At 63.7% G+C, this 10,520-nt stretch carries 10 protein-coding genes; 2 read left to right on the forward strand and 8 right to left on the reverse strand.

The features are described 5' to 3' along the window. Positions 1–4: 4 nt before the first annotated feature. The 6 genes from rhaM to U0023_RS01500 form a co-directional block, all read right to left on the reverse strand. Entirely contained in the window at positions 5–328 is a 324-nt protein-coding gene (gene rhaM / locus U0023_RS01475) for an L-rhamnose mutarotase (RefSeq protein WP_009764134.1), read from the reverse strand. Continuing rightward, complete coding sequence (locus U0023_RS01480; RefSeq protein ID WP_009764133.1) at positions 325–1,371, reverse strand: ABC transporter permease; 1,047 nt, start codon at positions 1,369–1,371, stop codon at positions 325–327. Before U0023_RS01480 ends, rhaM begins: the two co-directional genes overlap by 4 nt. Further along, positions 1,368–2,387: an ABC transporter permease gene (locus tag U0023_RS01485; RefSeq protein WP_040639131.1), complete on the reverse strand. Its 1,020-nt coding sequence runs from the start codon at positions 2,385–2,387 to the stop codon at positions 1,368–1,370. Before U0023_RS01485 ends, U0023_RS01480 begins: the two co-directional genes overlap by 4 nt. Before the next feature lie 19 nt (positions 2,388–2,406). Beyond that, positions 2,407–3,924 carry a sugar ABC transporter ATP-binding protein gene (locus U0023_RS01490; protein WP_009764131.1) on the reverse strand — a complete coding sequence of 506 codons (1,518 nt, stop codon included), beginning with the start codon at positions 3,922–3,924 and terminating at the stop codon, positions 2,407–2,409. Between the two features lie 77 nt (positions 3,925–4,001). Further along, positions 4,002–4,997, reverse strand: coding sequence for a rhamnose ABC transporter substrate-binding protein (gene rhaS, locus U0023_RS01495; RefSeq protein ID WP_009764130.1), 996 nt, complete (start codon positions 4,995–4,997; stop codon positions 4,002–4,004). 35 nt (positions 4,998–5,032) lie between these two features. Beyond that, the gene (locus U0023_RS01500; protein ID WP_009764129.1) at positions 5,033–5,845 is read right to left on the reverse strand and encodes a DeoR/GlpR family DNA-binding transcription regulator; all 813 of its coding nucleotides are present in this window, start codon (positions 5,843–5,845) and stop codon (positions 5,033–5,035) included. A 243-nt stretch (positions 5,846–6,088) separates the two neighbouring features. Here U0023_RS01500 and U0023_RS01505 point away from each other — a divergent pair, with 243 nt between their 5' ends. Further along, entirely contained in the window at positions 6,089–8,194 is a 2,106-nt protein-coding gene (locus U0023_RS01505; RefSeq protein WP_009764128.1) for a bifunctional rhamnulose-1-phosphate aldolase/short-chain dehydrogenase, read from the forward strand. Between the two features lie 115 nt (positions 8,195–8,309). Next, positions 8,310–9,605 (forward strand): L-rhamnose catabolism isomerase, encoded by a 1,296-nt coding sequence (gene rhaI / locus U0023_RS01510; protein ID WP_009764127.1) that lies wholly within the window; start codon positions 8,310–8,312, stop codon positions 9,603–9,605. Between the two features lie 4 nt (positions 9,606–9,609). On the opposite strand, the gene U0023_RS01515 is transcribed toward rhaI, so the two are convergent. Together U0023_RS01515 and U0023_RS01520 are read right to left on the reverse strand one after the other, a co-directional pair. Further along, the gene (locus tag U0023_RS01515) at positions 9,610–10,137 is read right to left on the reverse strand and encodes a DUF421 domain-containing protein (RefSeq protein ID WP_009764126.1); all 528 of its coding nucleotides are present in this window, start codon (positions 10,135–10,137) and stop codon (positions 9,610–9,612) included. A gap of 25 nt (positions 10,138–10,162) precedes the next feature. Continuing rightward, the gene (locus tag U0023_RS01520; protein ID WP_009764125.1) at positions 10,163–10,519 is read right to left on the reverse strand and encodes a hypothetical protein; all 357 of its coding nucleotides are present in this window, start codon (positions 10,517–10,519) and stop codon (positions 10,163–10,165) included. Position 10,520 lies beyond the last annotated feature (1 nt).

Raw genomic sequence — 10,520 nt, forward strand, 5'->3', positions numbered from 1 at the left:
GCTTTCACGCCATATGGAAGACGGTGACGAGGGGCTTGTCGACCGGGGAATTGTCGGCATTCGTCGCCATGATGTCGGCCATGTGGGCCCACCAGCGCTTCATGACCGGGTGGTTCGGCAGATCCGCCATGCGGTGGTCCGCGCGCCGCCACAGAACACCGAAGAGAATGCCGGTCTCCCGGTCGAGATGAATCGAATAATCCTCGATGCCGGCATCCTTCAGAAGCTCGACCAGCTCCGGCCAGATCTCATCGTGACGGCGGCGATACTCGCCCTCCATGCCGGGGTTGAGTTGCATCTTGAAGGCGTATTTCTCTTTTCCGGTCATGCGGCTGCCCCTGAGCGGATACGGCGGATGACGATCGGAAGCGCGATCACGAGGATCAACAGCAAGCCGATGAAGATCGACATGACGATGCCGGGCACATTGAGGAGACCGAGACCGAACGTGACGAGCCCCATGACGATGGCGGCCAGCACCACGCCCGGGATGGTGCCCGAGCCCCCGAGGATGCTCACACCGCCGAGCACCGCCATCGTGACCACCTCGAGCTCCCATCCGGCTGCGATGGTGTGGCGGGTCGAACCCAGGCGCGATGTGAGGCACACGGCCGCGAAGCCGCTCATGAGGCCGGTCATCAGGAAGAGCATGAACTTGGTCCGCTGAACCGGAATGCCGGAAAACTGCGCGGCAAAGGCGTTGTTGCCGATGGCGTAGATCCGCCGCCCGAAAGCGGTCCGGTGAAGCAGGATACCGAAGATGAGGGCGAACACCACGAAGGCGACCATTTCGAAGGTGACGACCTCGAAACCCGGCAGTGTCGGCCACCATGAAAAGTCGGACATGTAGCCCTGGCCGAACCAGGCGAAGCTCGCAGGATACCCGCCATAAGCCTGATCGCCGAGCACGATCTGGGCGATGCCGCGAAACAGGCTCATGGTGCCGATGGTCACGACGATGGACGGGAGCCCGATGCGCGCCACCAGGAATCCGTTGAAGGCGCCGCAGAGCAGCCCCACACCGAGCCCGATTCCGACGAGGGCCGGAGTCTGGAATCCTGCCTGCACGGCCGCTCCCATGGCGGTCGACGCCAAGGCGATGATGGCCGCGACGGAAAGATCGATCTCTCCGGAGATGATGAGGAGCGTCATCGCGAACGCGATCATCGCCTTTTCCGTGAAATTGTAGGTCGCGTCCGACAGGTTCCACGGATCGAGGAAGTGCGGGGACGCGAACGAGTTCGCGATGAAGATCGCGATGGCGACGGCGACGAGCAGAGCCTCCCAGCTGCCGAGGATCCGACCCGCCGGCGTCGAGAGCTTGTCGGGGATATGGCGCGACGGCTGCTTCTCGAAGGTCAGCGTGCTCATGCGGCGGCTCCTTCCACCGGCACCTCAGCCAGGGGCGATCTGCTTTTCGCGGCATCGCGGAGGATGAGGCGCCCCTTCCGTTTCTCCTGCCGCGCGTTGAAGAGAACCGCCACGATGATGACGAAACCGGAAATCGCCATCTGCCAGAACGGTGAGATATTGATGACCGGCAGCGCATTCTTGATCACGCCGAGGAACAGGGCTCCGAGGATCGCGCCGCCGACCGATCCAATCCCGCCGAGCGTCGAGATCCCGCCGATCACGCAGGCCGCAACCGTATCGAGCTCGAAGCCGGCCGCGATATCCACATAGGCGACCGCATAGCGGGAGACCCACAGATAGCCGCAGAGGCCCGCCAGAGCGCCCGACAGCACGAAGGCGAAGAAGCGCGTGCGCCCGACGTCGATCCCGGCATAAAGCGCCGCCGTCGGATTGCCGCCCGCGGCGTAGAGGGCGCGACCGAAGACCGTGCGCGTGAAGACGATCGTGACGAGCGCGATCACCAGGATGGCCGTCCAGCCGAGCAGCGGCAGGCCGAGGACGACGACGCGGGGCGTATTCAGGAAGGTCGCAGTCATCTGGGTCTGGTTGACCCAGGCTCCGCCCGAGAGCACGAAGGCCATGCCGCGATAGATCGTGAGCGTGCCGAGGGTCGCCACGATGGACGGAATGCCGATCTTCCAGACCATGAGGCCGTTGATCGCGCCGAGGAGCGCGCCGATGCCCATGGCCATGACGATCAGAAGCGGCAGCGGGATCTGCGGATAGGCCGCGTTCATCATGGCGATGGCCATGCCGGTGAAGGACAGGTTCGCGGCGACCGACAGATCGATGGACTTCGTGAGGATCACCGCCATTTGGCCGAGCGCCAGGATCATCAGGATGGACGTATCGTTGAAGATGTTGGCGAGGCTCTCCGGCGAGGCGAAGCCCGGCGCGCGCGCCGAGAAGATCGCGATCAGCACGACGATGATCGCCACCAGCAGGAGTTCTCGGTATTTCAGGATTCGGCTCATCATTTCCTACCCTGCCCTATCAGGTGTTGCCCGTCGCGGCCCGCACGAGCAATTCGGCATCGAGACCGTCGCGCTCCCATAGTCCGGCCATTCGCCCCTCGCGCATCACCATCACGCGATCGGACATGCCGAGGATCTCGGGCAGTTCGGACGACACCATGATCACGCTGAGCCCCTCGCCCGCGAGCTCGCTCATGAAGGCATGCACGGCCGCCTTCGAGCCGATGTCGATGCCCTTGGTCGGCTCGTCCAGGATGATGACCTTCGGCCGCGCGGCGAGCCATTTCCCGATGACGACCTTCTGCTGATTGCCGCCGGACAACGTGCCGACAGGAACCGAGAGCGCCGCCGCGCGCAGGTCCAGCCGCTCCGCGTATGTCCGCGCCAGGGCGAACTCCTCCGCCTGACGCAGGAATCCCGCCCGGGTCGTTCGGGCCAGCGTCGCCATGGAAATGTTCTGGAAGATCGGCATCTGCAGCACGGCGCCGTGGCGGCCGCGCTCCTCCGGCACATAGACGATGCCTGCCGCGATGGCCTGCGCCGGCGACCGGATACCGATCCGGCGGCCCTCCAGCTCGAGGGTTCCCGCGCTGGGGCGGGTGATGCCGAACAGGGCCTGGCAGAATTCCGAGCGCCCGGCGCCGACCAGCCCGTAGAGGCCCAGGATCTCGCCGCGCCGGAGGTCGAAGGAGATGCCGTCGAACTCCGTCGGATGCGAGTATCCGCGAACCTTCAGAACGGTATCGCCGATCGCCACATCGACCTTCGGAAACACATGATCGACCGAGCGGCCGACCATCATCCGGACGATCTCGCCCTGCCCGGTCTGCGACAGGAGCCCGGAGCCGATCGAGCGGCCGTCCCGGAACACCACGAAATGTTCGGCGATCTGATAGACTTCCTCGAACTTGTGGCTGATGAAGAGGATCGCCTTGCCCTGCTTCTTCAGCCGCTCGATGATCCGGAAGAGGTCCTCCACCTCCTTGTAGGAGAGCGCGGCCGTCGGCTCGTCCATGATGACCACGCGAGCCTCGACGGAGAGCGCCCGCGCAATGGCGACGAGATGCCGATGGGCGATCGAGAGGTCTTTCAGGCGGGTGTAAGGGCTGATCGGCGCATCGATGGAGGTGAGCAGGGCCGCGGCGCGCGCGTTCATGGCGCCCCAATTGACGAGCCCCAGCCGGTTTCTCGGCGCGTGACCGAGAAAGATGTTCTCGGCGACCGAGAGTTCGTCGAACAGCACGGTCTCCTGGTAGATCGCCGTGATGCCGCTGCGGATCGCCGCCTCGGCATTGACGAATTGCACGGGAGCGCCGTCGACGGCGATCTCACCGCTGTCGGGCTGGTAGATTCCGGTCAGAATCTTGACGAGCGTCGACTTGCCCGCGCCGTTCTCGCCGATCAGCGCCGTCACGGTGCCGGGATAGAGCGCGACATCCACCTGATCGAGCGCCTTGACTCCGGGGAACGTCTTGGAAATGCCGCGCATCTCCAGAAGCGGAGCCGGGGTCTCGGGGATCGCTTGAACCGCGGACATGGAAATCCTTCCAGGTGCCGAATGAGAGCAAGGAGGGCGCGGCTGTCCACGCCCTCTCTCCGAGTGGCTTTTCGAGATCAGAAGATCTTGGCGAACTCGTCGACGTTGTTCTTGTCGTAGACGAAGGGGTCGGCCATGGCGGCCTCGCCGTTGTCGCCGATCTTGATCTTGCCCATGCGGCCGGCATTGATCTCGGCGCCGGGCTTGCCGTCGGTCTCGCCCTTCACGAGGCGATAGGCGATCTGCGTGGCGGAATAGCCGAGATCGATCGGGTTCCAGATCGCGAACTCCTTCGTCGCGCCGGAATGGACCGCGCCCGCCATCTCGGAGGGAAGCCCGAGGCCCGTCACATAGACCTGCCCGATCTTGCCCGCATCCTTCACCACCTGCGAAGCGGCGAGCACGCCCACCGTCGTGGGAGCGACGATCACCTTTACGTTGGGATGGGATTTCAGCAGGCCCTGGGCCTCGCGATAGCTCTTATCGGCCAGATCGTCGCCATAAACGGTCGTGACGAGATTCAGGCCGGGATATTTCGGGAGCTGCTTCTTCATCTCGGCGATCCAGGTGTTCTGGTTGGTCGAGGTGGAGGTCGCGGACAGGATCGCGAAATCACCCTTGCCGTCCGGCAGGTGGGATGCCGCGAGCTTCAGGCACATGTTGCCGATCAACTCGTTCGAGGACGGGTTGAGGTGCACGATGCGCCCGTCCTTGCCGACGGCGGAATCCCAGGAGATCACCTTGATGCCGCGCTGCGCGGCCCGCTTCAGCGCGGGCACAACGGCATCGGGATCGTTGGCCGAGATGGCGATCGCATCCACGCGCTGGGCGATGAGCGCATTGATGACCTCGATCTGCCCTTCGGCCGTCGTGCTTGTCGGCCCCGTATAGATGACCTCGACACCGCCGAGTTCCTTCGCGGCTTCCTGGGCGCCCTTGTTGGCCGCCTCGAAGAATCCGTTGCCGAGCGACTTGGCCACGAGACCGATCTTCATGTTCTGGGCGCTTGCCGACCCGGCGAAGAGCGCCACGCTCAACGCCGTGCCGAGAGCAAGTTTTGCAAATGCTTTCATGGTCTTCCTCCCTCTGAAACACCTCTCGGCCGCTCTCAGGCGGCCGATGAGGATTCCTCAGTCCGATCTGCCGCCGTCGTTCCGGCGACGATCAGCTTGATTCCTGCATTCTCGATCATGGTCCTGGCCGAATCCGGGATGGCGTCGTCGGTAATCAGCGTCGAGACACGCTCGAGCGGGCAGAGAATGAGACTGGAGCGGCGCTGGAACTTGGTGGAATCCACCATCAGAACCAGCTCGTCCGCCTGATTGATGAGTTTCTGCTCGGCCTGGATGATCAGGGCATCCTGCTCCATGACGCCGAGCCCGCCGACACCCTGAGCCCCCATGAACATCCGGCGCGCATAGAAATTCCGCGTCACGTCGTTCTCGAAAGGCGAGAGAATGATGCTCTGATCGCGGTAGATCGCGCCGCCCGGCAGCATCACCTGATTCTTGGAATGCTTCACGAGATGCTCGGCTATGGCGAACGAGTTCGTGAATATCTGCAGCCGCCGGGTCGTCAGGTAATGCACCATCTGGAACGTCGTGGTGCCGCCATTGATGATGATGGCGTCCCCCTCCGTGCAAAGAGCCACGGCCTCACGCGCAATCGCCCGCTTCTTGGCGAGGTTCTCGCCCTCCGACACCCGGAACGGCTTGGCCGCGAGGCTGCCGATCTGGGCCGGATGAAGAGCCTCCGCCCCGCCGCGAACCCGGCGCAGGCGCCCCTGAACGTGCAGGGCCGCAATATCGCGGCGGATCGTGGCCTCCGACGCGGACGTCAGCTCCACGAGATCCTGGACTGTCGCAACCGGCTTCTCCTGGACGGCGCTCAGGATGATCCGGTGCCTTTCACGTTCGTGCATGGTTCCTCAACAAGGTCGATCGACAATGATCGGAAGGATCAAATACCTTTCAGGGTCACGCAAGTTATCGCCCTAGACTGCGCACCGAACCGCTCACAGTCAATCAAGATCGACATACCACCTTCGTATCATGATCATTATTGATCAGATTTGATTGAATATGGTTGACATGATGGGGGCTTCCGGCCACCTTTCGCTCAAATCCGGGGCAGTCTGCGCCCCGTGAGCGGACAGGAGGAAACCGTGGACACCGCGACCCAAGCCGTCAAACTCCTCGACAATCAGTGGGATGACGCCAAGGCTGCCGCCTTGGATGAGCCGGGCCTCCTTCTCTACCGCTCCAACCTGCTTGGCGCCGACAAGCGGATCACCAATTACGGCGGCGGCAACACGTCGGCCAAGGTGATGGAGACCGATCCGCTGACGGGCGAGACGGTCGAGGTGCTCTGGGTCAAGGGCTCGGGCGGAGACGTCGGCACGATCAAGCTCGACGGGTTCGCCACCCTCTACATGGACAAGCTGCGGTCTCTGAAGAACCTCTACAAGGGTGTCGAGGACGAAGACCGCATGGTCGGCTTCCTGCCCCATGCCACCTTCAACCTGAACACGCGCGCGGCCTCGATCGACACGCCGCTCCATGGCTTCCTCCCGTACAAGCATGTGGATCACATGCATCCGGACGCGATCATCGCCATCGCAGCGTCCAGGAACTCCCGTGAACTGACCCGGGAGATCTTCGGCGAGGAAATCGGATGGTTGCCGTGGCGTCGGCCGGGCTTTCAGCTCGGTCTCGACCTCGAAGCCTTTGCCAAGGCCAATCCCAACGCCAAGGGCGTGGTGCTCGAAAGCCATGGCCTCTTCACCTGGGCCGACGACGCCAAGGAATGCTACGCACTCACCCTGCGGATCATCAATCAGGCCATTCAATGGTTCGCGGAGCGGACCGCAGGCAAAGCGGCTTTCGGCGGAGCCGTCGCGTCCAGTCTCGGGCGGGACGAGCGCCGCAGGATCGCCGCGCGCCTGATGCCGGAGATCCGCGGCAGGATCGGACAGGCGGAGCGCAAGCTCGGTCATTTCGACGACCAGGATGCGGTGCTCGAATTCGTCAACTCGGCCGACCTGAAGCCACTCGCCCAGCTCGGCACCAGCTGCCCCGATCACTTCCTGCGCACGAAAATCCGTCCGCTCGTGCTCGATTTCGACCCGAAATCCCCGGACGTGGACGCCGTTCTCGCCGGCCTCGATGCGGCGCTCGAGGCATACCGCGCCGACTACACGCGCTACTACGAGCAGTCGAAGCATCCGAACAGCCCGAAGATGCGCGATCCCAATCCGGTGATCTTCCTGATCCCCGGCGTCGGCATGCTGTCCTTCGCCCGCGACAAGGCGACGGCGCGCATCGCGAGCGAGTTCTACGTCAACGCCATCAACGTGATGCGCGGAGCCTCCTCGGTGTCCGAGTATCAGGGACTTCCCGAGCAGGAAGCCTTCGACATCGAATACTGGCTGCTCGAGGAAGCCAAGCTCCAGCGCATGCCGAGGCCGAAGAGCCTCGCCGGTCGGGTGGCCTTCATCACCGGCGGCGCCGGGGGCATCGGACGCGCCACGGCCGAGCGGCTGGTGGGGGAAGGCGCCTGTGTGGTTCTGGCGGATATCGACGAGGAATCCCTGGCCACTACGGTCCAGGAATTCTCCAAGCGCTTCGGTCAGGATTCGGTGCGCGGAGTGAGGCTCAACGTCACGAGCGAGCCGGACGTCCTGTCCTCCTTCATCGAGGCCAGCGTCGAATTCGGCGGCATCGATATCCTCGTGTCCAATGCGGGCATCGCTTCCTCGGCTCCCGTGGAAGACACCGATCTGGCCATGTGGAACCGGAACATCGACATTCTCGCCACCGGCTATTTCCTCGTTTCGCGCGAAGCCTTCCGCCTGTTCCGGCGCCAGAAGCTCGGCGGCAACGTGGTGTTCGTCTCGTCGAAGAACGGCCTCGCCTCATCGCCCAACGCTTCCGCCTATTGCACCGCCAAGGCGGCGGAGATCCACCTCGCCCGCTGCCTGGCGCTGGAGGGCGCGGAAGCCGGCATCCGCGTGAACACGGTGAACCCTGATGCGGTGCTGCGCGGCTCCAAGATCTGGACGGGAGAATGGCGCGAGCAGCGCGCCGCCTCGTCCAAGCTCGCCGTCGACGAACTGGAGGAGCATTACCGCAAGCGCTCGCTGCTGAAGCTCAACGTCTTCCCGGAGGATATCGCCGAGGCGATCTATTTCCTCGCTTCCGATCTGTCCGCGAAATCGACGGGCAACATCATCAACGTGGATGCCGGCAACGCGACGTCGTTCACGCGATAGGCCAAGAGCATTTTTCGGTGAAGTGGACCCGGTTCACCGTCAAAAAATGCGGCAAAGCAAGCAAGGGAGGTGCTTCCATTTGCGTGGAAGCACCTCTAGCACCAGGGAGGACGCCATGACCGAACAGAGGATTGCGGGAGAAACCGTCTCCGACGACAACGAGAAGCGCATGGGCGCCTTGAAGGCGGATTACGAGGCCTTGGGCGCCAGGCTCGCGCGGGACGGGATCGACATCGATGCAGTCACCGGCAAGGTGTGTGAGTTCTTCGTGGCGGTTCCGTCCTGGGGCGTCGGCACGGGCGGCACCCGGTTCGCGCGCTTTCCCGGTCCCGGCGAGCCGCGCAACATCTTCGACAAGCTCGACGATTGCGCGGTGATCCACCAGCTCACCCGAGCGACGCCGACGGTATCTCTGCACATCCCCTGGGACAAGGTCGACGACCCGAGACGGCTCAAGACGCATGGCGATGCGCTGGGTCTCGGCTTCGATGCCATGAACTCCAACACCTTCTCCGATGCGCCCGGCCAGGAGAGGAGCTACAAGTTCGGCTCCTTGAGCCACACCGATGCCGCGACGCGCCGGCAGGCCGTCGAGCACAACATCGAATGCATCGAGATCGGCAAGGCCATCGGGTCCAAGGCGCTCACGGTCTGGATCGGGGACGGGTCCAACTTCCCGGGCCAGACGAACTTCACCCGGAGCTTCGAGCGCTATCTCGAATCCATGAAGGCGATCTACCAGCGCCTGCCGGAAGACTGGCGCATCTTCTCCGAGCACAAGATGTACGAGCCGGCCTTCTATTCGACCGTCGTGCAGGACTGGGGCACCAACTACCTGATCGCCACGGAGCTCGGCGACAAGGCCTATTGCCTCGTCGATCTCGGGCACCACGCGCCGAACGTGAACATCGAGATGATCGTCGCCCGCCTGATCCAGTTCAGGAAGCTCGGGGGCTTCCATTTCAACGATTCGAAGTACGGTGACGACGATCTCGACGCGGGCGCCATCGATCCCCATCGGCTCTTCCTCGTGTTCAACGAGCTGGTGGATGCGGAGCACCGCCGGGCCGAGAACTTTCACCCCGCCCATATGATTGACCAGTCGCACAACGTGACTGATCCCATCGAGAGCCTGATCCGCAGCGCCAACGAGATCCGCCGCGCCTATGCTCAGGCGCTTCTCGTGAACCGGAAAGCCCTCGAAGGCTATCAGGACGACAACGACGCCCTTATGGCATCCGAGACGCTGAAGGCCGCCTACCGCACCGATGTCGAGCCGATCCTGGCGATGGCGCGGCTGCAGGCCGGAGGCGCCGTCGATCCGATCGCGGCCTATCGGGCCAGCGGCTACCGCCGAAGGATCGCCGAGGAGCGTCCCGCCGTCGCCGGCGGCGGTGGCGGCATCGTCTGAGGTCTCAGAGCGCCCCCTTCATGGACTCGGTCTTTCCCCCGACGTCCTCCTTGTCCTTCCGGATGACGCTGATCGTGCCGTCGCCCTCGATATAGGCCCGCTTCACCTCGGAGCAGTGCTCGATGCCCTGCTCCCGCAGCTGGCTGTTGAGCTCCTCGGTCGTGATCATCTCCTGGCGCATGTTCCTGGGCAGCATCTTGCCGTTCTCGATCAGCAGCAGCGGCGGCGGCCGTGTGAGGCGCTGGAACGCGGGGAAGTGGAAGCCGAGCCAGTCGATGGCATAGTTCCAGAACACGATGGTGAGAACGAGGACGATCCCCTCCGTGACCGACTTGTACTCGCTCGCCATCGCGTTCTGCGACGCATCGGCGATGAGGACGATCACGAGAAGGTCGGCGACGCCGATCACGCCGGTCTGGCGCTTGAGCAGGAATCTCAGGATCAGGAACAGCATGATGTAGATCATCGTCCCGCGCACGACGGTCTCCAGGACGGAGTGAGAGGGTATGAAGATCTCCTGCCAGTCGATCATGGTCGGACCTCATTTATCGGGCGCATCACGCGCAAGCCGGAAGGATGAAGGCGGGTATGCCCTGCCATAGGATGACGACGAGCGAGAGACCGCTGATCAGCATCCCGGCCTGGCTGATGAAGCGGTCGGGTGCGGCAGCCGTCTCTCCCAGCCTCCCATGGACGCGCCGTGACTGGAGCAAAGACAAGGCCGCGACGCCAAGGGCTGCGATCGTCGTGAGCAGGACAACGGCGTGGACGCTTCCCACACCGATGATCGTCGCATCGGCCCATTCGCGGCCACATAGCGTGGACGTCACGGCATAAATGATCGTGAACTGGACCGCCCAGGCGATGAGTCCGGCCAGCATCAGGAGAACCTGTCCCGTCCGCCGCCCGCTCATG

The sequence above is a fragment of the Microvirga lotononidis genome (assembly GCF_034627025.1).
GTDB lineage: Bacteria > Pseudomonadota > Alphaproteobacteria > Rhizobiales > Beijerinckiaceae > Microvirga > Microvirga lotononidis.